Here is a 23,467-nt window from a genome sequence, read left to right as displayed (position 1 = left end):
AAACTCCAACGGACTCTGCTTGGTCTTGGTTTTGAAGAGTTTGCTGAATGATTGCGAATGCTCGAAGCCTAATTCGTACGCGATTTCACTGACTGACAAATCCGTGGTGGAGAGCATCTCTTTCGCTTTTTCGATGAGCTTGTGATGAATGTGCTGTTGGGTAGTTTGTCCGGTATGTTGCTTCAGTAAACTGCTGAGGTATTTGGTGGACATGTGCAGCGTATCGGCGATGTCCTGCACCTTGGGCAAGCCTTTCAGTAACAGATCTTCCTGATTAAAATAATCCGTCAGTACCTGCTCCAGCCGATCCAGTACCTTGCTGTTGGTGATTTTCCGGGTAATGAACTGTCGCTCGTAGAAGCGTTGAGCGTAGGTAAACAGGAGTTCCAATTGGGCAACAATCACATCTTGGCTAAACTTATCGATCGATGAATGGTACTCTTGCTTGATGTGATCAACGATACTGTTGATCAGGGTTTCCTCTTTATCGGAGAGAAACAGGGCCTCGTGGGATGCGTACCCAAAAAACTCGTATTGCCTGATTTTCTTCGCCAGGGGCGTATTCCATAGAAAGTCGGGATGGATAAATAACATCCAGCCTTCCAGCTTGGGTACGCCGTCACTTCCATCGCCGCGTAAAATCTGTCCCGGAGCGGTGAATCCCATGATTCCCTCGTCGAAATCATACTGTTGCTGCCCGTAGAATAGCGTATCGCAACCTCTTTTCAGGGAAATGGTATAAAAGTCGAACACGACCGCGGTAACGCCTGCGTCTCTCGTCAATTCGGACACATCCACCACGCTAATGAGCGGATGATGCGGTTTGGGAAGTTTCGCGAGCCGATGCCCTTCGGTAATGGATTTAATACGGAGTGGCGTTTTGGTTTCCATGAGGGTAAGTTAGTTATTCTTCCGAAAGGATAGTATCCAACAGGCGGCATTCACCTACCCTTTAAAGGGATATTTCAACCAGATCAGTAATAAGGGCAAGGAAAGAAAAGGGATTTCCATCAAAGCGATGCTACTGTTTCCCGCCCGTAACGACAGGGCCATGATCAAAACAATCGTAACCGCATTCAGCACATTGGCCACGAAAAAGGTCTGCGGGAAAAACAGCAGAACCCCCACGGCGATCGACCATACGCCCATGTAGGGCATAATGGTTTTGGAGAGCCCGAGGGCCGACAACATTTTTGCTTGTTCCGCGTTAGCGGGCTGGAAGGCGTCCCAGCCGTGTTTGATACTCAGAAAGGCCGAGATCAACAGGAGTACGATAGCTACAATTTTCATGGATTTACTGGAAAGATTCGAGGGAATGAATGGTGATTAGACGATCAGAGGTATACGCCAGGGGGCGGCGTTGGTCGGCTTTACTTCGTACCATACATCGTAGACGCCCCCATTTTACCCGCCTGCGAAAGCATTAACTTGGGAGCCACTCGGCTCATCACCCGCATCAATCCAGCTAGACCGGGGTAAATTTCATCCTTGTCGTTTTTCATGCCCTGGATGGCCGCATCGACAATTTTTTCGGGAGCCATCAGAGCTTTGGCGTTGAAGCCATCTTCATCGATGAATTTGTCATTCAGAGGTGTCGAACTTCCGGGAGCTACCAGTTCAATGACTTTAATGCTCGTTTTCATGAGTTGTACGCGTAAGGCCTGCGTATACGCCCGCAGTCCGGATTTGCTGGCACTGTAAATGGGGGAGATGGGGAAGGGCATGAATGCGATACCGGAGGTCACATTCAGAATTACTGCCTTAGGTTTCGTTTTCAGATGCGGCAGAAACTGCTGTACCATGCGAATCGGTCCCATCAGGTTGATTTCCACTTCACGGGTAATGTCCAAAAGCTCGTGGGGCTGATTCAGGCTGAGTTTACGCATTTCACCGGCATTATTGATGATTATATTCAAGGCAGGAAATTGCCGGGCCACCTGATCATACAGGGCTACAATGTCCTCCGCTTTACTTACATCGCTTTGGATGGTATGTACTGCCGGAAGTTGTTGCTGGGTTTCCTGTAGTTTTTGTGCATTTCTTCCCGTAATAATCACGGTATTACCCAGGGCCAGAAGTCGGGAAGCGAATTCAAGTCCAAATCCGCTGGTGCCGCCGGTAATCAGGATGGTGTTGTTGTGCAAGTCCATTTTTCTTTCCGTTTTGTTTCTACAAAAGTCAGTCACGATTCCAAAAACACTTGTAGTCGATTGTCGCAAGGATGTAGCCAGAAGGGAAGATTCGACACGAAAGGGTAGGAGGTTTTCCGTATTCCGCGTGCTTAATACGGTACTTACGGGCTTTTCATGCGGATAAGAACGAGTGATTGCCTTACTTTAGAGGCGTATAGGACAAGAAAACGAGAGGGGTACGAAGATTGCTCAAGTCAATCTTCAGTAAATGGAGATGTACCCATGCATTCCGCCCTTTCGATTCCGCTACTATTCTACTCTAAAACCTAGTTGAATGACCGCAGCCGTAAAATGGATTATGCTGAGCCTGATGGGCTTAAGCTTGACCCTCCACGCCCAGACTCGCTCGCTGAAAATTACCAAACGCTACCTGAATCTGCCCGTAGCCCAGTCCCAGCACCGGGGTACCATGGCCTTGGTGACGCCAGACCATACGGAACAGTCTTTCAAAATAAGGCTGGCCTCGGGAAAGCCTGATTACTGGGTCTTCTATGATGTCTCAGCCTGGCAGGGCAAAATCCTTACTCTTCGATACGACGGTAGTCCAGAAGGATTAAACCAGATTTACCAGGATGATCGCCTAGCGGGTCAGGACTCCCTGTATCACGAAAAACATCGACCGCAATACCACTTTACCAGTCGCCGGGGCTGGATCAACGATCCCAATGGGATGATCTTTTACGAAGGGGAATACCATCTGTTCTATCAGCATAATCCTTTCGAACGCGAATGGGAAAACATGTCTTGGGGCCATGCCGTAAGCAAAGACATGGTTCACTGGGAGGAACTACCCACGGCCCTGTCACCCGATCGGATGGGAACTATGTTTTCCGGCTCAACGGTGATTGATTACGAAAATACGGCAGGTTTTAACCGGGGGAATGTACCGGCGATGGTTGCTTTTTTCACGGTGGATAGTCCGGAAAAGCAGGTGCAGTGCATGGCTTATAGTCTGGATAAAGGACGTACGTGGACCAAATACGACCAGAACCCGCTGATCGACTCCAAAGCGAAATGGGAGAGTAAGGATACCCGTGACCCCCGGGTGTTCTGGTACCAACCGGGTCGGCATTGGGTGATGGTACTGAATGAGCGGGACGGCCATTCGATCTATACCTCGAAAAACATGAAGCAATGGACGTACGAAAGTCACATTACCGGCTTTTGGGAGTGCCCGGACCTGTTCGAACTTCCCATCGATGGTGATCCCAATAAAACCAAATGGGTAATGTACGGAGCCTCCACCACGTACATGATCGGCGATTTCGACGGGAAAAAATTCACGCCGGAGTCGGGTAAACACTCGTATACGCACGGGACCATCTACGCCGCTCAGACGTTTACGAATATGCCCGAAAAGGACCCTCGCCGGATTCAGATCGGTTGGGGCCGGGTACAGCAGCCGGGGATGCCCTTCAATGGCATGATGCTACTGCCCACCGAACTACGGCTTCGTACGACCAAAAACGGTCCCCGCCTCTTTAGTCTACCCGTCAAAGAAACGGAACAACTGTTTACACCAGCGGGTCAATGGACCTCACTGAGGGCCGAGGAAGCCCAGGAAAAACTCAAATCGGTGGACGTACAGGATGCGTTTCGACTCAAAACTACGCTCAAACTTTCCCACGCGACGGACGCGGGTATTTCGCTTTTTGGTCAGCGAATCCTCAATTATGATTTGAATTTCAATCAGTTAAATGGAGCCTTCTATTCGCCAGAGGATATGACGAGCATGGAGATTACCGCAGAGATCTTCGTAGATCGAACCTCAATAGAGGTGTTCGTGGACGGCGGTCGGTATTCCTATTCGCTGGAGCGGAAACCCGTGCCGGGCAATCAGGAAGGGCTTCAGTTCTGGGGCAATCGGATTGAGGTGAAGGATCTGCAGGTATACAAAGTGAAGTCGATTTGGAAGTAAGGGTAGTTGGATAAGTATAAAAACAAAGGTGCAGAAACGAACCACCTCCGTTCATTTCTGCACCCATTCAAAAATCAAACCAAGTATTAAATCGCCGGTTCCGCCGGTGTATTCGGGTTCGTCAGTCGTTCCTGATCCGGATAGGGGTAGAAGTTTCGCGTCCGTTCGGCCGTGAGCGGTATCGGGTTAACATTCACCGCAGGAGCCGTACGGTTGAAACGGCGACTATCTTCCAGCCGTAAACCTTGCATGAAAAGCTCCGTACTGCGTTGTTTATAAATCTCCGTGAGCAGACTAGCCGCATCGGTACCGCCAGCGTAGGCGGGCAAAGCGGCATTTACGCCGAAGGGATCTCCCGTTGTTTGCGTACGAACGGCGTTGATCTGAGCTACGGCTTCGGTAATCGAACCATCACTCCGGACCAGTGCTTCGGCTTTGATCAGACGAATCTCATCGGGCAGATATACCGGAATGGGCTTGGTGATTTCATTGAAAAATCCGGCTACTGAACGCAGTACCTCGCCACCCACGGTCACTTCCGGCGTAGCCGTGTAGAAGTTAATCCGGGCATCTCCCGTTTCCAGCAGCGACGTCGGTAACCCGAATGTAGCCCGGGGCTGGTAATTTTTACTAACGACAATTTGCTGGTAAATGGGATTGGGCGATTGCGACGAATACACAAACTGCGACCGCGACGTCAGGTTAACCGCATTCGCCGAGGCTAGTGCATCGGCGTAGCGACCTAGCATCATCTGGTAGCGAGCCCGGTACGCGTTCAGGCAATCCCGCAACTGAAAATCTGTACCCAGCACCCGCGTATTGAATTCCGTCGAAGGAGCCGTGGCCGTAATTAGATCAATGCCCTGCGAAAGTAACGTTACGGCTTCGGTCAGGGCCTGTTGGCGGGGTACAAACGGGGCCTGTCCATTCTTGTTGGTTTGGGTGGGGAACTGCTCAAAACCCGTCGCCAGTCCGCCCAGAGCCATCGCCTTGAAAAGATACGCGTGAGCCAGTACGCCATTGCGGGTGGCTTCGTCGGTAGCCAGTACGGTGGGAGCGTTGGCGATTAATTCGTCGGCCATGCCCATCACCCGGTACATCCTTGCCCAGAGGTTGAGCACGTTACCGTTGAAGGAAGGCAAAGCCGTACCGCCAGCTTCGAGTTCGAGTACGTTGGTGAACGTAGTGATCCCTTTCAGCTCCCGCGTGGTCGTCCCCGGTGTAATGATAAGAGCTTCCAGGGCCGAGGTCGAATAGTATTGTTTCATCCCCAGGCTCAGGGTCAGCATCCCTTCCCGACTGGATAGTACCTGTTCGTCGGTAGGAGCATTGGGGTTGGGAATATCCAGTTTACAACCCGTCAGTAAACCAGCAGCCAGAAAAGAGGCCAGAATATATGTTTTGAATTGCATGATTTTCAGTGGATTAATGCTTAGAAATTGACACTTACGCCGAACAGGAAGCTACGCGGAATCGGTACTTCCACAAAATCGAAACCACGTACGGCATTATCCTGACCGGCGGCGTTGGTTTCCGGGTCCCAGCCACTGTAGTTATCAATCGAAAGCAGGTTACGGCCGATGAGCGTAAGCCGCAGGTTCTGCATTTTCCAGAGCTTCGGCGTCAGAACGTACGATGCGGAAATTTCCCGGAGCTTCACGAAAGAGCCGTCTTCAATGTAATTTTCAAAGATCGAGAACAGGGCCGCACTCGTACCCTTCGGCACATCGCCGCGAAGCTCGGGTTCGTATCCTTTCAGCGAAGCATAGAGGTCACGCTCGCCAACCCGACGGGTGAAGTTGAACACCTCAAAGCCCAGCATGCCGTCCCATTGCATCCGGAAATTGAATTTTCCAATCTCAAACTCATTCGTAAAGCCAACAATACCCCAGGGGTTGGGATCGCCGATGACCTTGCTCAAAATCGTTCCAGTGGGCTGACCGTTGGCATCCCGCTGAACGGTGTACTGTCCGTTGGCCAGCTGGGTACCCCGTTCCCGTTGCGGATAGCGATTGGGGTTCGTAGCCGTAGGGGCGGTTAACAGTAAGGAACCGTCCGGATTGCGGGCAAAAAAGGTGCTGTAATACGCTCCAAGCGGATAGCCATTGACGGCAGCCACCTGACTAAATCCACCCGCGAAGGGTAGTACGCCGTTGCCTTCCACGCCGTTAACCGTATTCTTGTTGGACGTATAGGTCAGCGTAGTAATCCAACGGAACCTACTGGTCTGTACCGGTACGGCTTTCACCATCACTTCAAAACCTTTATTCGTCATCGAACCCACGTTGATGAGGCGGTTGTTGAAGCCCGTCGTAGGAGCCAGCGTACGGTTCAGAATCAGATCGGCTACGCTCTTGTTGAAGTACGAAAACTCCACACTCACGCGATCGTTCAACAGGCTGAAATCCGCACCAATTTCGGTTTCGGTCTGACGCTCGGGTTTTACCGTAAAGTTTCCGAACTGAGCGGGAGAGGTATAGCCCGTCTGGCCACCGTAGATGACGGGGCTGTAATTGGTAAAGCGATCATACGCTCCAATGGCGGTCAGGTTGCCCGACTGCCCCCAGGCGGCCCGGAGTTTGAATGAATTGACAACACGGCCCAGGGCTCCTTCACTCCAGAATTTTTCGTTGGAAAGCACGTACGAACCACTCACTTTTGGAAAAAACTGCCAGCGGTTATCGATGCCGTATACCGACGAAGCATCCACGCGGGCGGCTCCCGTAATGAAGTAGCGATCTTTAATGCCAAAACTCTGCTGAGCGAATGCTCCGAGAATGGATCGCTCCGAGCGGAATTCCGTGGCAATAATGGTTCCATTATTGATCGTCTCGCCAAACGCTCCCAGTTGCTGGGCCGTAGCTCCAAAGGTTAGTGTACGATCGTATTGGATCGTGCCGCCAATACCCGAAGTCGAGGTCAGCCAGTCATTCACTTTCGTATTATAACTGACATTCAAATCGTTGTTGATCTGGAAAACCGTAGCATCGGCCCGGCGGGCCAGTCCCTGATCGTAGGTCGGCGTGGTGTTTTTCGGTGGAATGTAAGCCGTAGCCGATTGCGTGTAGTTGTCGATACCGACGGTATAATCAATGTTCAGACCTGCGATGGGTTTCAGGTTGAAATTGAAATCCGAAATGATTCGGCTCGTTCGTTGTCCAAACTTGAAGCGGTTGATGGCTTCAAGCGGGTTGGTGCGGCGTACCACGCTGACGGGAGCAGTGGAGGGATAGACACCCGTAACCGGATCGGGTTCCGGATTGACGGAGTTGTTACTGAAAATGAATCCCGTCAGAGCCCCATACGCCTCGCTGATGCCGCCGTTGGGAATTTCCTTACTGGAGCTGTACACGTAGTTGCTACCCGCCGAAATCGTGGCTTTGTTGCCGATTTTCTGCTGAATACGCAGGCGAATGCCATTGCGGTTGAAATCCGTACTTTTAATAATTCCCTGATTATAATAATTAGATCCGGAAACAAAGTATTTCGTGTTAGCCGTACCGCCCGAAAGCGAGAGGTAATTTTCGGTACCAAAAGCATTCTGGAAAATTTTGTCCTGGTAATCGTAACGGGTAACCGGAACCTGCGTCTCGTCCGTCGGCGTAGTGTTCGCGAAAGCAAACGGATATTCGTTGTAGGCCATTTTCTTACGAAGCTGACTGACCCGAAACTGCGTAGAGAACGTAATGGATGGTTTGCCTTCTTTCCCTTTTTTGGTGAAAATCTGGACGACCCCGTTGTTAGCCCGCGACCCGTAAATGGCCGCTGCTGCCGCTCCCTTGATGACCTCAATGCGATCAATATCCGCCGGGTTGATGTCCACCAGACGATTTTGGGAGTACCCGCCCAGGTCAATCAACTGGCGGGAATCGTTGTTGACAATGACCCCATCCACGATATAAAGCGGGTCCGATGAACCCACAATCGTGCTCGGTCCCCGCATCCGGATGCTGATTCCACCCGCGGGGTTCCCGGAGTTTTGCGTAATCTGAGCACCGGAAAGCTTGCCCTGCAAGGCGGCATCGAGGGAGGGGGCGGCGGAAAATTGCAGATCTTTCGCTCCTACGGTAGCAATGGAGTTACCAAGTTCGCGTTTGCTGGTGGCACCCATCGTACCGGTCACTACGACTTCATCCAAACCGAGCACGTCTTCCTCAAGCGTGGCATCAAGGGTTACTGCATTTAGACTGGCATTTACGTCAAAGCTTTTCTGCTGACTTTTGTACCCTACGCCGGAAAAGATCAGCGTATACCGACCCGGCTTCAAGGAAGGCGTAAACTGGTACGTCCCACTGGCGTTAGTCGTGGTTCCGGTACTGGCCGAACTTAGTTTCACGGTAATAAACGGAAGGCCGGACCCATTGGCATCGCTGACCTTCCCCTGCAGTTGTACCTGAGCCGAAACGGAACCCGCCAGGGCCGTCCAGGCAAAAAGAAGGTAAAACAGGAGCTTCCCTGGAAGTACTGATTTTCGCATACGGTTAACTAGTTTGGAGTGTGTACTACTAAAAAAGGCAGGTCGTGGGAAAGCTGTAGCAGCCGCCCGCGTCCTACGAAAAACGTATTCAGGAAGTCGATTTAGAGGAAAAAACGATTAATTCGGGAATGAAATCTTACCCATCGATACACTGGGAACGCCCTGTCGATTGCCAAAGTGGGTCTTGCCGCCCACCAGAGCTTCGTTTGCCAGCGTAGCAAACAGTACGGCTTCTTTCGCGTCTCCCGAAATACCCAGTTCATCGGTCCGGCGAAGGGTCATTTCGGGCAAGAGCTCCTGGATATACTGCCAGAGTAAGGGGTTATGCATCCCGCCTCCGCTGGCGTACAGCACCCAGGGTTGGGTCGTATCCCGGCTTTCCAGCGAACGGTGCACGGCCTCGGCAATGGTCTCCGCCGAGAAACGGGTAAGCGTCGCCAGTACGTCTTCGGGGCGGAGGTCCGTACGCTGGATTTGCTGCTGAGCCGCCTCCAGATATGCCAGACTAAAGAGTTCTGGCCCCGTGGTTTTGGGAAAGGGTTTCTCAAAAAACGGGTCCTGCTTCAACGCGGCTAGTAAGGGTTCGTGTATCGTTCCCCGGCGGGCCAGAGCCGCATCTGCGTCGTAGGCTTTATTGAATTTCTGACGCGTATAGGCATCAAGCAGCGTATTGCCAGTGCCGGTATCGGTAGCGAATACTTCATCCGCATTCAGATTGGCCGGAAGGAAGGTAAAGTTGGCAATACCACCCAGATTCAGCAGAATTCGGTTTTCTCCCGCTTCCGAAAAAATCAGATAGTCGCCGTACACGGCCAGCGGAGCCCCTTCACCACCCGCTGCACAATGTTTCTGCCGAAAATCGGACAGGGTAATAATGCCCGTAGTAACTGCCACGTGATCCCCATCGCCAATTTGTAGGGTAGCGTTGGGAAACTGGTCCAGACCGTGCAGAATTCGGGGGGCGTGAAAGACCGTCTGTCCGTGACTGGCAATCACATCCACTTCCGCCGGAGCAATGCCCCAGCCTTCCAGACAGTCGAGCACCAGCCGCCCGTGCAGGTTGCCAATCCAGGGATTCAGTACGCACAGGTGTTGGAAATCAATGGTTCGCTTGGCGAATACGGTTCGAATTTCGGCTTTAATTTCCTCGGTGAAATCTACCGTGCGGAATTCGCGTACGTTAACCTGCGTTTGGCCGCCTTCCCCCCGAAAAGTACAGAGGGCCACGTCCAGTCCATCCATCGAAGTACCCGACATCAGGCCAATGATGGTACGTTCAGGTTTCTGAGCAATCGTATAAAGTTTCTGTATATGTGCGTTCATGGTTCGTTTGGGGATGAATTAAAGGGTTTTGACGCCGAGAGCCAGGTACGGTTGCAGACTGGGATGGCTGGCGTCAAGCTCGGTAATCAGATAATCAAGCGTGGTGACGGGGCATACCCGTAGTTTCATCGAGGTGTTCAGTTTTTCGGCGATGGCCAGAATCACAATGGTCTTAGCCGCCTTGAACATCGCCTTTTTGATCTCCACGGTTTCCCATTCCAGATCGGTAATCCCTTCCGTAGGATCAATGGCGTTGGTACCCATGATGCAGAGGTCGGCCCGAATGTCGGCGAGCTTCAAAAACGCGTCGCCGCCTATTACGGTTTGACTATACGTTGACACTTTGCCGCCAATCAGGATGGTTTCCAGGTTGGGTTTGTTCAGTAACGCAATACAGGTATGCGGATTGACCGTTACGAAAGTGGCCCGTAACTGATCGGGTATGGCTTCGATGAAGGCCTGTACCGTCGTGCCGCCGCCGATGAGTACAATCATGCCGTCCCGCACGAGGGATATTGCTTTTTGGGCAATTCGCTCTTTACTCGTAGAAGCATATCGCAGCGATTTTTCGCTCTGGGGACTGAAGTGATTACCCACCGCCATCGCTCCGCCCTTTATTTTAATGATGAGCCGCTCGTCGGAGAGTTCGTTTAGGTCACGGCGAATGGTCTCCTCGGATACATGGAGTAGTTGAGACAAGTCACCGAACGTGACCCGGGAATGGATGTTGATGTGTTTGAGTATAAGTTCTTTTCGCTCTTTTTTGACCACCGTAATCATAGCTATTACCCGATAATCTGTTCCTCTAGCCTAATCATCTTTACAAATATTAAAAAGAATTGTCAATAGTTACATCAAATTCGAATATTATTTGGAAATAGTGACAAAAACTAGTTGAATACATTGTGTTTATTTTAAATTATAGTATTTAATTCTAAAATATTTAATTAATTAAAGTTGGAATTTATATGGACATAAAGCTTTTATTGAAATATTTGGTTATAAAATTAGATATAATTGCTAAAATTTATGGATTTCTGAGGTAGTGAAAAATTTTGGAGTGGGATAGGGCATGTATTTAGTTATTTACCTATACTGAGTTTGGTCCCGTAAGCAAGGCTCATAGGCGGGAGAGATTTTCATCTTCTGACAGTAGTGACTGGTTTTAGCGAGTTGGTATAGTAAACCACATAAAACCGCACCCCGTCCTATCGCATTCCATGCCGGAATTCCATTCTGGGGCTCAAGTCGCCTTCCATTCCATAGCGGCCACCATGGGATGGCCCCCATGGAATGGTTTCATCCGCAACGCGGTGGCCTGGAGCAGGATGAAAAGAGCGGTGGGCGTGCCGGCATGGGATGCCCCGCATGTAATGCATACGGACTAAAAAACCAGCCGTCTCAGGGGGACGAAAGGCAGCCATGAAATAAACGATCATTCTCGCCCTAGTAAATCCTCAGTAAACGCCAAACCAAACATCTATCGTACAACGCTACGTCTAGCTAGAACCGTAACTGGCGGTAAACCTTACGATTGTTATACGTAACTGACTAATCATTGGGCTTTTCTTAGTTTCTTTGGCTCCGTTAGAATCCTCTTACGCTAAACCTATGATCAGAAGACAGTTTATTCAACAGGTGCTGCAAGGTGCCGCTTCTACGGCTGTGCTCAGTACACCTTGGGCAGCCGCAGCCGCTGACTGGCCTGCGGCTGCCGATCTCCAGAGCCATACCATCGCGGACATCAGCTACACCGAAGTACAACTCAAATGGCCCCGGTTTGTGGGTAAAAATGGTCGGCGGGATAACCACGGCTATGGGCCTAAAGTAGGGGTCTGTACACTAACGACGGATCAGGGAGCGAAAGGCTGGGGGATGCACGGGGGACGAAATCAGGAGGCTATTGCCTACCTGAAAGGCAAACGGGTTTCGGACGTGTTTCAGCCCGCTGTGGGCGTTACCGATCCCAAAGCCCTGGCTTTTGATGTACCCCTACACGATCTGGCCGGCGTGATTCTGAATAAACCCGTTTATGAGTTACTGGGACAAAAAAAGCCCATCCTGACCAAGTGTTACAGCGGGATGATTTATTTCGACGAGCTGGAAACCAATGAAGGGCCCGTAAAAACGGCGGCCGGGGGACTGGATAAACTGATCGAAAACTGTCGGCACGACTACCAACTGGGGTATCGGCAACTCAAGCTTAAAATTGGTCGCGGGAATATGTGGATGCCGAAGGAAGAAGGGCTGAAGCGTGATATTGAGGTGACCAAACTGGTAGCTAAAACGTTCCCAGACGTTGAAATTCTGGTGGATGCCAATGACGGCTATACTGCCGATACGGCGATTGCCTACTTGAAAGGCATTAGCGATATTCCCCTCTTCTGGATGGAAGAACCCTTTGCCGAAACAGTTGCCGATTACGAGAAACTGCGGTCCTGGACCAGAGCCAATAAGCCTAACATGCTACTGGCCGAGGGCGAAGCCAACCCCAATCAGGCCTTATTACGCGAGTTGGCAGAAAAAAAACTGATCGACGTTCACCTGACCGACATCATCGGCTACGGATTTACGCCCTGGCGGAAACTCATGCCGGAACTTAAGAAAATGGGGATTTTAGCCTCACCGCACGCCTTTGGTGAATTACTCAAATCGTACTACTGTACGCACTTGGCGGGCGGACTGGGCAATACAACAACCATCGAAGGCGTACCGGCTACCAGTGAAGACATTGATTTTGGTAAGTATAAAATCGAAAAGGGAAAATTCATTCCTTCCCCGGACCCTGGCTTTGGTATGACTTTGCTTAAAAAAGGCTGAGAGGAGGAGGTTTGAAAGGGGTTAAGGTTGAAGGGGTTTGAGTAGTTTCAGGTTTGAACTGTAAAGCGAGTGCTCGGATAGACCGTCGGTACGATTACCCGAGCACTCGATCTAAACTGACGTTTACCAGGGGCTTATACCTGTTTCTGGAGCGTTATCATCACTAAAAAACTGGCTGGTAGGGCCATCGGCATCCAAGAGGGCTGCCTTTACTACACGACTGGCGGCATCCGCCACAGTACCGGTACCGCTGTGGTGATTGAAATCCGTGGCTGTGTAGCCCGGATCCACGGCATTTACTTTAAAAGCCGTATCCCGCAATTCATACGCCAGCACAATGGTGTAGGCATTCAGGGCGGCTTTGGAGGTCGTGTAATAGGCCCCTTTCACGGCATAGTACTTCCAGTTCGGATCGTTATGCAGGGTCAGCGAACCTAAACCCGAGGTGACGTTGACAATGCGAGGTGCGGAAGAAGCCCGGAGTAAATCCAGAAAGGCTTGGGTGGTTTCAATGACGCCAAAGAAATTGGTTTCGAACACTTGTCGAAAGGTTTCTATATCTCCCTCCACAGCCGTTTGAGGAAAGCCACCACTGATACCCGCGTTGTTGATGAGTACATCCAGCACCTGCGTTTTCTGTCCGAGTACCTGACGGGCGGCTTTGATGGACTCCGGATTATTTACATCGATGGTAATGGCTTCGACCTGAGCTAATCCTTCGGAGTTAAGCTGAGCGACGGCTTGCTCGCCTTTCTGGGCATCGCGACTACCCAGATATACATAATAGCCTTTTTGTAGAAGTTGACGAGCCGTTTCAAATCCAATGCTTTTGTTCGCTCCAGTAATGAGTGCAGTCTTCATGTTTCCGTTGTTTTTTGTTGGAACAAAGGTAGAATAGCCCCTTCGAGTCACTGAAACACATTTTGCGGTATTACTGGTACATTCTTCGGGTAGCCGCCCGATACTCGGCTGGGGTAACCTGCGTTTCGCGTTTGAAGAAGCGACTGAAGTACGAAGCATCCGAAAAACCCAGTCCAAACGCAATTTCCTTCAGAGACTGTTCGGAGTGAAACAGCAGTCGGCGGGCTTCCAGTACCAACCGGTCATGAATATGCGTAATGGCTGATTTACTGCTTTGGGCTTTGATGACTTCACTTAGATAGCCCGCCGACACATGCAATAATGAGGCGTAATCACTGACCTGATGCAGCTGATGAAAGTGTTTGTTAATTTCTGATTGGTACTTTTTCAGAAGTTGAGTTTCCGCTGAAAAAGTCGTACGCTCAAATTGCTCCGTGTACAACCGGCTCAAATACGTGAGCAGAACCTGCAGGTAGGCCGACAGCATTCGCTGATGCCATACGCCCGAAGTCAGATACTCGGAATAAATTTTATCCAGCAAGTCTTCTACAAACACTACATCTGCTTCAGAAAGGGCCAATTCGTGCCCATTTTCCGGATTCTGAATCATTGGAAGAGCTCTTAACATCGTGTTTTCCTGCAAAGCCAGAAATTCCTGCGTAAAGGCAAAGGCAGTACCCCAGGTGGGTTTAGGCTCTTCCTTGACTGTAATCTGTTGCGGGGCAAAAAAATAGAAAGTCTGATCTTTCGGTTCGTAGGGAATCATATCTACCCAATGTCGTCCGCCACCTTGCCGGATGAAGCCCAGTAAGTAGTAGTCTTTTCGGTGGGGAATGAGTAGTTCGGAGTGATGGGTAAGCGTTCCTTCAAAGCGGGCCATACTGAATAGCTTGCTGCCTAAAATGGGGTCCTGCTCTAGCGTGTAAAGGGGAATAGGTTGATCAAGGGTCGTAAGATTCATTGTTAAAAGTACAAAATTTTCGTTTTTACCTATGCGTAATTGACAAACGGTGGTTGACTCAATTTGCCAGCGTTTCGCAGGGACGTGAGGGGTTACAGTTCCCTCGATTCCGTCAAACTATCCATTCTATAAATTAGCAAAGTAAAGCCTGTACGAACAGAGACGTCTTTTTGTGGTACTACTCATGCGAAGGATTTACGTCCTAAAATGCTGGTAAATGAGCGAAAGCCAGAATTTAAATGATTCGCTTTTCCAACCATTTCCTAAGTATGGAGTTATTCCAATACACTTTTGACGAATGATATGCCAGGAGAGAAATTCCCCCATGCAGGGTCGCTTCGAGAGCGTTTAGATATCGATTTTGCCTTAACCTCGGCGGGTTTGGGCGTTTGGGAGTTAGATCCTATTTCCAGACAGGTACTCTGGGATGATCGTTGCCGGGAGCTGTATGGCTTAGCTAAGGAGAATACTCTTCCTTATGAAAAAGCAATGGCCTATATCCATCCCGATGATGTGGTTCGTGTGGATAGGACAGTTCAGGAAGCTTTTCAAATACCTTCAGGCGGTAATTACGATGTGACCTATCGTACCATTGGAGCCGATGATGGCAAATTACGGTGGGTTCGCTTTTACGGAAAAGCCTACTTTGATGAACAGGGATCTGTATACCGTTTTGGCGGCGTTGCTCAGGATGTAACCCGCGACATGGAAAGTCTGCAAAATCAGCAGGCCGCTCAGCAGCAAATGCTCGACTCGTTCGAAGCCTCGCCGGTAGGAATTGCCGTGATTGATCGACAGGAACTAACCTTTCAGCGAGCGAATGCTTTTTACGGAGAATTAGTAGGCCGAACGCCCGACCAATTGGTGGGTAAATCATTGTTAACCGCTTTGCCAGAACTGGCGGGGCAAGGCTTTGATGACTTACTCCAAGGCGTGCTGGATACGGGTATACCCTTTATTGCGAAAGAAGTAGCGGCTACACTGGTTCGAAATCAACTTTTAGAAACGATCTATGTCGATCTAACCTACCAGCCCCAGCGGCCTCCTAATCAGACCGAAATTACGGGCATTCTGGTGATTGCCACTGATGTAACGCAACAGGTACTTTCCCGAAAAAGAATCGAAGCCAGCGAAGCCCAGCTCAAAGCGATCATCGCGACTGCTCCAGCAGCTATGGGACTATTTGTGGGTCGCGACTTGATCGTCGAGATGCCCAACCAAGCCTTTATTGATATTGTAGGAAAAGGGCCAGATATTGAGGGTAAGCCGCTGCGGGAAGTAATGCCGGAATTGGAAAATCAACCCTTTTTGCAAATTCTGGATGATGTGTACACCTCGGGAAAAATGTTCCAAAGTGACGGCTCCCAAGTGAACATTGTTCAGCATGGCGTGATGACCTACAACTTCTACAATATTACCTATACGCCCTTGTTTAACGAGAAGGGAGAGGTATACGCCATTCTGGATATTGCCATTGACGTCACGGAAAGCATACGCATCCAACAACAACTTCAGGAAACCCAGGCGAAATTACAGGAAACCATTGAACTGGCCGAACTAGCCGCCTGGGAGATTGATTTTAATACGGGGGTGGTGACGTATTCCGATCGTTTACGCGATTGGTGCGGATTCGAAAGAGAGGAGCCTTTGACGATCGAGCGGGCTTATGAAGTAATGGATTCCCAAAATAGGCTGATTGTTAGAGCGGCGGTGGATACGGCTCGTCAACCGATGAATGAGGATCGGTACGAAGCTGAATTTTCCATGAATTGCCTGAAGACGGGTCAAAAACGAATTCTACACGCCCAAGGAAAGTTAACCCGGGATGAGCAGGGTATAGTATGCGGGCTTACGGGAAGTTCCCAGGACGTTACGCTGCAACGTCAAACCCAAGCCGCCCTGGAATTATTAGTACAGGAGCGGACGGAGGAATTAGAGTCGACCAACGAAGAACTTTTTGCCTCCAATGAAGAGCTGGCCAATATCAATGAGCAGTTGCATCAGGTCAATGACCAACTGCTTCGGTCGAACAGCAGCCTGGAGCAGTTTGCTTACATTGCCAGTCACGATTTACAAGCCCCCCTGCGTAAGATTCAACAATTCATCGATATTTTGGTGAAACGTCATGAGCATACGTTGGCGGAAGACAGTCGATTGTTGGTTCGGATCAAGGAATCGGCTCATCGCATGGGCCTGCTCATTAGCGATTTACTTACCTTTTCGAAAATCTCGAACGGAAAAGCGGAGACCCAGCAAGTGATGCTGGCAGAGGTGGTAACTCAGGCCATCGATAATTTGTCGGTAGCCATTGAAGAAACCGGTGCTGACATTAGCGTAGCTCAGCTACCTCCGTTCCGAGGCGATGCCCGGCAGTTAGAGCAGCTCTTTCAAAATCTGCTCTCCAATGCGATTAAGTTTAGTAGTAAGGATATTCAGGGCAATACGACCCTTCCTTCGATCCAGCTAACCTACCAGTTACTGGAATCCGGGGATATACCTTCGATTCCGGGCTGGACTCCCGTACACGCGAGTTACCACCGAATCCGTATTCAGGATAATGGAATTGGTTTTGAGGAACAATACGTGGACCGGATCTTCGGGGTATTTCAACGCTTGCACGGCAAAAGTGAGTTTGAGGGGACGGGCGTGGGACTGGCGATCTGTCAAAAAGTTGCGATGAATCACGAAGGGTTTATTCAGGCTCACGGTGAACCCGAGCAGGGAGCTACTTTTGAGCTTTATCTACCCGTTCAAAAGTAAAAGAGAAGGAACGCTACTAAAAACAATTACGCTAACAGCAGGAATTTTGCTCGGTAGTACCTTCTCTTTTGCAATGAATAAATAGCCATCGACTGGTTATAGCGGATATAAGTATTTATTCAATTTAGATTAAAAAATAGGCTCTTAGTCGCATAAATGAAGAAGTACTCCGATTTGATTCATAATTTTATACCTTGATTTCCACAAGAACGGTATGAATTATTCGATTTTATCTCGATTCTGTCATTAATGACTTTACGAATAGTAGGAGTAATCCTCCTAGGTTTATTTAGCTTTTCTTCCCAAGCTCAACATTTCATCAAAGGCCGCGTTAAAGAAGCTCAGTCTCCCCAACGCCCCCTGGCAGGAGCCAGCATTCAACTAACGGGTACAACGCAGGGAACCGTATCCAATGATGAAGGCTATTTTGAACTTCAGAGTACTGCTCCGGCCACGTCTATTACTGTGAGTCACGTGGGCTACCAAACCCAGCGAATTTCGCTCACGGGCAATTCGGCTCCCATTGAAATAAACCTAGTTGCGGCCAACGCACAGGGACTCAAAGAAGTGACGGTTACTTCCCGATATTACAAACCCTATCATTTAAACACGGTTTCGAGTGCCTTGCGGCTGCAGACACCCTTGATTAACCTTTCCCAGAATATCCAGGAAATCAGTGCGGAGGTCATTTATGATCAGGGAAGTTTTAACATGACCGACGGGATTACCCGGAATGTCAGTGGCGTGATTCGACAGGAAGTTTCCAATAATCTGGGACCCTACATGTTCATGCGGGGCGGTCAGATTTCGACGCTTCGCAATGGAATCGACCTGACGCCCATTTATCGCGGACCTGCCCCCGAAGACGCCGCCATCATTGATCGGGTCGAATTTATGAAAGGGCCTTCGCTCTTCATGAATAACATTGGCGATCCCGCCGGTACCTTCAATGTGCTAACTAAACAACCCACGGGTACGCCGCAGTATTCCGCCACGGCGATGCTGGGTAGCTGGAATTTGTACCGGCTAGCTGCCGATGTAGACGGCGTGCTGGATGCCCAAAAGAAGTTTCAGTACCGTTTGAATGTCATGGGAATGACGAGTCAATCTTTCGTCAAGTACGATTTTAATCGCCGCTTGTTGATAGCTCCCGTGCTGAAATACCAGATCAGTGATCGTACTTCCCTAACCGCTGAATATAACTACCAGCAGTTCAGCTATGCATTGTTTAGCCCGATTGTGATGTCACCAAAAGGGTATGCAACCTTGCCCCGCAATTTCACCATTCACGAACCAACGCTGAAGCCGTACCACGTTCGCGACCATACGGCATTCTTAACCTTTACGCATGGTTTCAGTAAAAACTGGTCGCTAACCGCTCGGGGAGCCCTGATGCAGAATGATTACGAAGGGATTTATATGTGGGTAACGGGCGTGAATTCGGCCAATCCGAACCTTTTGCTTCGCAATCCCAAATACGATCTGGCCCGCACGCAGGTGTACTCGCAGCAGGCGTTTATCAACGGGAAAATCCGGACGACGGGCTTAACGCAACAGATTCTGGCGGGTGTGGATGTGAATCAGAAGCGGTTCCGGGCGGATAGTTACGTAACCTACGATACGTACACGGATGCCGCCGGAAAAACGCAGCCTACGTATTACCCGCTGACTATTGATGCCCCCGAATACGGGGTCGAGATTCCCAATTACCATACGCCGGGTGGACTCGCCAAGGGCAATACCAAGCAATCCATCGATTATTACTCGGTGTATGCCCTGGATGAATTAACCTTCTGTAAAGAGAAGCTGCGATTGACCCTAGGTGGACGGTTTACTTCGGTAAACACCCACAATAACGTATCCGCAGTACTGACTTCCTCGAAAGATCAGCTATTTACGCCACGGGTGGGTTTGAGTTACAGCATTCAGCCTACTTGGTCGGTATACGCCCTGTATGATCAAACGCTGATTCCGCAGGCGGGTATTCTGGCTACGGGAGAGGCCATTCGTCCGTTAGAAGGAATTAATCGGGAAATCGGCATGAAGAAAGACTGGCTGGATGGCCGCTGGAATACGACCCTTTCAGTGTACCATATTCACCGTAGCAACATCGTCGCTACCGATCCTAACAATGCCTTGTATCGCCTGCAAGTGGGTAAGTCGCATTCAAAGGGAATTGAACTCGACGTGGTTGGCGAAGTACTGTCGGGCCTGAACGCCGTAATCAACTACGCCTACAACGATTCCAAAATTGAAGCCGATGTCAACCCTCAGCTCATTGGAGCACGTACACCCATGTACGTGAAACACGTACAGAATACCTGGCTGAATTATCAATTGCCCGGTTCGAAACTTTCCGCGTTTTCCGTATCGGCGGGTTATCAGTACCAGGGTGGACGCGGCGAACGTTATGCTACGGCGACACCGCATTCCAATCCGGATTATTTCCGACTGGATGGGGGCATTGGCTGGCATCGCAAACACTTGAAGGTTAATCTTTTAGTAAATAATATTTTAAATAAAAAGCTGATTGCGACGCCCTGGTTTCGCAGTGGGTTATACTATTGGGTACCGCAGGCTCCCCTCAATGCCCGCCTGAGTATTCATTACGTACTTTAGTCTTTTCCCATGTTAAAAGCAATTAACCTAACCAAAGCCTACGGCTCGCATACCGCCTTGGATCACCTAAACCTGGAAATCCAGGCGGGTGAAATCTATTGCCTGCTGGGCTCGAACGGGGCGGGAAAGTCAACCACGATCAACCTGTTTTTGGGTTTCATTCCGGCCACGAGCGGTCAGGCGTTCATCGATGGGGTAGAAGTTTCGGTGAATAACCAGGCCACCCGCGATATGGTGGCGTATATCCCCGAAATCGTCAATCTCTACCCAACGCTTTCCGGGATGGAAAATCTGGAGTTTTTCAGCGGACTCTCTGGCTTTCAGTATACCAAACAGGAGTTGGGCCGTTTCATGGAAGTAGCGGGTCTGCAGGCTTCGGCTTTCCATAAACGGGTGTCTTCGTACTCCAAAGGGATGCGGCAGAAAGTAGGCATTGCCATTGCTCTGGTCAAAAAGGCAAAAGTCCTGTTTTTGGACGAACCCACGTCCGGACTCGACCCGCACGCGAGCAATGAATTTTCCGAAATCATCACTCAACTCAGCTTACAGGGCGTTAGTACGCTCATGGCTACGCACGACTTGCTCATGGCCAAAAACCTCGGTCACCGCATTGGCATCATGCACGAGGGGAGGCTCAAACAGGAGCTGATTTCTGATGAGGTATCGCACGCCGATCTGACTAAAATTTACATTGATCTGGTGAAAGAAAAAGAGGTTCGGGTGTAAAGCTGATCGGCTGAATCCTCGTATACAAGATAGATTCAGCTTGGAGCAACAACATACCAACCCTGACCTGATAAGCCCTTATCCAGCATGATTCAACTCGTTATTCAAAAAGAACTTCGGGAGATTTTCCGGACTGCCAAGGTCGTCTGGTTGCTCATCGGCGTTTTGATTCTGATGGGTTTAGCCTTGTACAATGGCTATTCCTATTACGTATCCCACAGTGCCTTGCTGCGGGAATCCCAGAAAGTTACGTATCAACAGTTTATCTCGCAGGGCGATAAAAACCCGCACTTGGGAGCCCATTTTGGCTTTTATGCCTACAAGCCCACGGCCGAACTGGCCATGATCGACAACGGTATCGAAGATTATACCGGTAATTCCTTTTACCTCGAACCGCATAAACGCGGCGTGGTACGCTTTCGGGAAGTGACCGATGCCACGGGAATCCGGAGTTTCGGGTTTTTCAACGTTGGTTATTTCGCCCAGTTCATTCTGCCGCTGTTCATCTTTCTCATTGCTCACAATATCTTTTCGAAAGAATGGGAAAACGGGACCATCAAAATGATTCTGAGTTCGAAAGCCACAACGCGACAGATTTTTACGGGTAAATTACTCGCCTGTCTGATTCTGGTTTTTGCTCTGTTAGTACTCCTGGGTATCGCGTCGCTGGGTTTGTTGAGTCTGGGCCAAAATTCGGCTCATCTGCCTCAGATTTTCGGGGCATATGGCCTGTACTGGCTGGGTTTGGCCGTCTTCTGCCTGTTGATTACCGTCATCAGCGTGTCCGTATCTCTGCTCACGCGTAATTCTTCGCTATCGCTGGTAAGCCTGTCCGGCTTCTGGTTACTCGGTGTTTTCCTGATTCCGCGGCTATCCAGCGAGATTTCCAAACGACTGTACCCATCCATCACTTCGCTGGAATTTGAGAATACGACCTTCCACGACAAGGAATACGGGGTTGATGGCGAAGGTACGAAAGATGAACGGCGGGCCATTCTGGAAAAAGAGACTCTGAAGAAATACGGCGTAACCCGGCTCGAAGACTTACCCGTTTTCTACATTCCCATTACCATCGAACATTTCGAAGAATCGGATGGCAAGGTCATGGATCGGGCTTACGAGGCCGTAGAGAAGAACGAGAAAAAGCAGAATGCCGTCCTGCTAACCTCGTCCGTATTGTCTCCCTTTCTGGCTTTTCGGGATTTTTCGATGCGGATGACGGCAACGGATATGCATACGCACAATGATTTTGCGGAGAAAGCGGAGCTGCACCGCCGGAAAGTGGGCGTAATCGTGGATGATTTTTACCAAAAAAATACCGTTGCCAGCAATGACTTCTGGAAAACCGTCCCGCAGTTTGCGTATACCGCTCCGGGGATTGGCTGGCGACTGGCTTCGGCCGCCCCATCCATTGCCATTTTGCTCGGCTGGACGCTCGTATCCGTGCTGCTAATGTTCTTCTCGTATCGAAAAATGACCGTGTAGGTTCTCATGGCTAGTGGAGGTAAACGCATGAAATTATCCATCGTTCGGGTCATCTGGAACCTGGAATTGAAAATATTATCCCGGAATAAAGTACTGGTGGCTTTGTTTGCCATTATGCTGATGATGCTCCTTTCCGCCCTTTGGATTGGCAACAGTATGTACCGGAAACAGGAGCAGACCATCGGCAAAATTCAGGTTCACGAAGCCGAAATGCTCGATAGCCTCAAAACCCGTATCCGCCGGATTGAAGCGAACCACATGGTTCACCCCGGCTTTATCTGGGATGATCCGACCTTTGCCTATAACACCGCCCGTAACGAAGGGCCCAAGTTTGCGGTCAAGCAACCCTTTGTTTTACAAGCTCTTAACGTGGGGCAAAGTGATATTCAGCCCTTTTATTACAAGGTGTACATCAACAAGAAACAGTACCTGACGTACGAAGGGGAAATTGATAATAGTCTGCTCCAGTTCATTGGTAACTTCGATTTTGCCTTTGTGGTCATCTACCTGTTTCCCTTGCTGATTATCGTTTTTACGTACAATGTGCTGTCAAGTGAAAAGGAACAGGGAACCTGGGTACTGCTCAAAACCAGTAATCAATCCATTGCCCGCTTGATTCAGCTACGGGTTAGTACTCGTTACGTGCTCTTTACGGGTCTGTTCTGGTTGCTGGTGATTCCCATCATGGTGGCTCTGCTGGGCAGCAGCTTTTTAGCTACTTCGAACTGGTGGTGGACCTTCGCTCTGGTTTCGTTGTACTTTGCGTTCTGGTTTGTTCTTTCTTTTCTGGTGAACAGTTTCTCGTTGTCCTCGACTGTAAATGCGATGGTCTTGATTTTCCTCTGGCTGTTTACGGGTATCCTGATTCCTAATCTCTTACAGATTGGTCTGAGTCAGGCATATCCTATTCCCAGCCGGATTTCGCAGACCAATGAGGAACGCAAAGCCGTGAACAAATACTTTGAGAAAGACGGACAACTGTTAACCAAAGAAGTCTTCAGTAGCCCCCGGACCCTGATTCGGCAGGCTTCGATCGTCACGCCGGGTATGGTCTATGGGTATGGCGTAATCGTCTACAAAAGTCAGGAAATTAAAGATGCAGCGGCGGAGGTAGCGGAGCAGAAATTGTACGGACAAATCGAAAAACAGCAGGCGGCCATCCAGGCTTTTCAACTGCTTAGTCCGGCCCTAATGATGCAGGAAGAGCTTTCCGCTTTGTCGGGAACGCACTGGTTTCAGTTTAACGCCTTTAGCCGCGATGTGGATCAGTTCCGGAAACGCACGCAGCAGTTTTATTACCCGAAAATGGCGTATGAATCTACCTA

Annotated in this window: 16 protein-coding genes; 7 read left to right on the top strand and 9 right to left on the bottom strand. The window is 49.8% G+C overall.

The window, feature by feature from the left end; genetic code table 11:
- The 3 genes from ACOJTG_RS08385 to ACOJTG_RS08375 all read right to left on the bottom strand — a co-directional run.
- On the bottom strand, nucleotides 1-891 hold an 891-nt coding region (locus ACOJTG_RS08385), incomplete at its 3' end, for a helix-turn-helix domain-containing protein (protein ID WP_420153400.1).
- Nucleotides 892-945: 54 nt separating this feature from the next.
- Entirely contained in the window at nucleotides 946-1,290 is a 345-nt protein-coding gene (locus tag ACOJTG_RS08380; RefSeq protein WP_420153399.1) for a hypothetical protein, read from the bottom strand.
- A gap of 80 nt (nucleotides 1,291-1,370) precedes the next feature.
- Nucleotides 1,371-2,150, bottom strand: a complete 780-nt coding sequence (locus ACOJTG_RS08375; protein WP_420153398.1) for an SDR family oxidoreductase — start codon at nucleotides 2,148-2,150, stop codon at nucleotides 1,371-1,373.
- 316 nt (nucleotides 2,151-2,466) lie between these two features.
- Between ACOJTG_RS08375 and ACOJTG_RS08370 the strand changes: the two genes are divergently transcribed.
- On the top strand, nucleotides 2,467-4,110 hold the full coding sequence (locus tag ACOJTG_RS08370; protein WP_420153397.1) for a DUF4980 domain-containing protein: 1,644 nt from the start codon (nucleotides 2,467-2,469) through the stop codon (nucleotides 4,108-4,110).
- Between the two features lie 86 nt (nucleotides 4,111-4,196).
- Here ACOJTG_RS08370 and ACOJTG_RS08365 read toward each other — a convergent pair whose 3' ends face one another.
- From ACOJTG_RS08365 to ACOJTG_RS08350, 4 genes are all read right to left on the bottom strand, one after another.
- Nucleotides 4,197-5,522, bottom strand: a complete 1,326-nt coding sequence (locus tag ACOJTG_RS08365; RefSeq protein ID WP_420153396.1) for a RagB/SusD family nutrient uptake outer membrane protein — start codon at nucleotides 5,520-5,522, stop codon at nucleotides 4,197-4,199.
- A 20-nt stretch (nucleotides 5,523-5,542) separates the two neighbouring features.
- Complete coding sequence (locus ACOJTG_RS08360) at nucleotides 5,543-8,587, bottom strand: SusC/RagA family TonB-linked outer membrane protein (protein WP_420153395.1); 3,045 nt, start codon at nucleotides 8,585-8,587, stop codon at nucleotides 5,543-5,545.
- Nucleotides 8,588-8,704: 117 nt separating this feature from the next.
- Complete coding sequence (locus ACOJTG_RS08355; RefSeq protein ID WP_420153394.1) at nucleotides 8,705-9,910, bottom strand: anhydro-N-acetylmuramic acid kinase; 1,206 nt, start codon at nucleotides 9,908-9,910, stop codon at nucleotides 8,705-8,707.
- Between the two features lie 18 nt (nucleotides 9,911-9,928).
- Nucleotides 9,929-10,690 carry a DeoR/GlpR family DNA-binding transcription regulator gene (locus ACOJTG_RS08350; protein ID WP_420153393.1) on the bottom strand — a complete coding sequence of 254 codons (762 nt, stop codon included), beginning with the start codon at nucleotides 10,688-10,690 and terminating at the stop codon, nucleotides 9,929-9,931.
- A gap of 831 nt (nucleotides 10,691-11,521) precedes the next feature.
- Here ACOJTG_RS08350 and ACOJTG_RS08345 point away from each other — a divergent pair.
- The gene (locus ACOJTG_RS08345) at nucleotides 11,522-12,730 is read left to right on the top strand and encodes an enolase C-terminal domain-like protein (protein WP_420153392.1); all 1,209 of its coding nucleotides are present in this window, start codon (nucleotides 11,522-11,524) and stop codon (nucleotides 12,728-12,730) included.
- Nucleotides 12,731-12,853: 123 nt separating this feature from the next.
- On the opposite strand, the gene ACOJTG_RS08340 is transcribed toward ACOJTG_RS08345, so the two are convergent.
- Together ACOJTG_RS08340 and ACOJTG_RS08335 are read right to left on the bottom strand one after the other, a co-directional pair.
- Nucleotides 12,854-13,591, bottom strand: coding sequence for an SDR family oxidoreductase (locus tag ACOJTG_RS08340; RefSeq protein WP_420153391.1), 738 nt, complete (start codon nucleotides 13,589-13,591; stop codon nucleotides 12,854-12,856).
- A 70-nt stretch (nucleotides 13,592-13,661) separates the two neighbouring features.
- The gene (locus ACOJTG_RS08335; RefSeq protein ID WP_420153390.1) at nucleotides 13,662-14,552 is read right to left on the bottom strand and encodes a helix-turn-helix domain-containing protein; all 891 of its coding nucleotides are present in this window, start codon (nucleotides 14,550-14,552) and stop codon (nucleotides 13,662-13,664) included.
- A gap of 303 nt (nucleotides 14,553-14,855) precedes the next feature.
- Between ACOJTG_RS08335 and ACOJTG_RS08330 the strand changes: the two genes are divergently transcribed.
- From ACOJTG_RS08330 to ACOJTG_RS08310, 5 genes are all read left to right on the top strand, one after another.
- On the top strand, nucleotides 14,856-17,312 hold the full coding sequence (locus ACOJTG_RS08330) for a PAS domain-containing sensor histidine kinase (protein ID WP_420153389.1): 2,457 nt from the start codon (nucleotides 14,856-14,858) through the stop codon (nucleotides 17,310-17,312).
- Between the two features lie 249 nt (nucleotides 17,313-17,561).
- Nucleotides 17,562-19,931 carry a TonB-dependent receptor domain-containing protein gene (locus ACOJTG_RS08325; protein WP_420153388.1) on the top strand — a complete coding sequence of 790 codons (2,370 nt, stop codon included), beginning with the start codon at nucleotides 17,562-17,564 and terminating at the stop codon, nucleotides 19,929-19,931.
- A 9-nt stretch (nucleotides 19,932-19,940) separates the two neighbouring features.
- Entirely contained in the window at nucleotides 19,941-20,657 is a 717-nt protein-coding gene (locus ACOJTG_RS08320; protein WP_420153387.1) for an ABC transporter ATP-binding protein, read from the top strand.
- 87 nt (nucleotides 20,658-20,744) lie between these two features.
- A complete protein-coding gene (locus tag ACOJTG_RS08315; protein WP_420153386.1) occupies nucleotides 20,745-22,142 on the top strand; it encodes a DUF3526 domain-containing protein in 1,398 nt (465 codons plus the stop codon).
- 27 nt (nucleotides 22,143-22,169) lie between these two features.
- Nucleotides 22,170-23,467 (top strand): DUF3526 domain-containing protein (locus ACOJTG_RS08310; protein ID WP_420153385.1); only part of this gene is annotated, 1,298 nt, incomplete at its 3' end.

The organism is Siphonobacter sp. (assembly GCF_048595215.1).
Lineage (GTDB): Bacteria > Bacteroidota > Bacteroidia > Cytophagales > Spirosomataceae > Siphonobacter.
The sequence above is the reverse complement of the archived record's forward strand: the minus strand, read 5'-3'. Positions and strand labels throughout refer to the sequence as shown.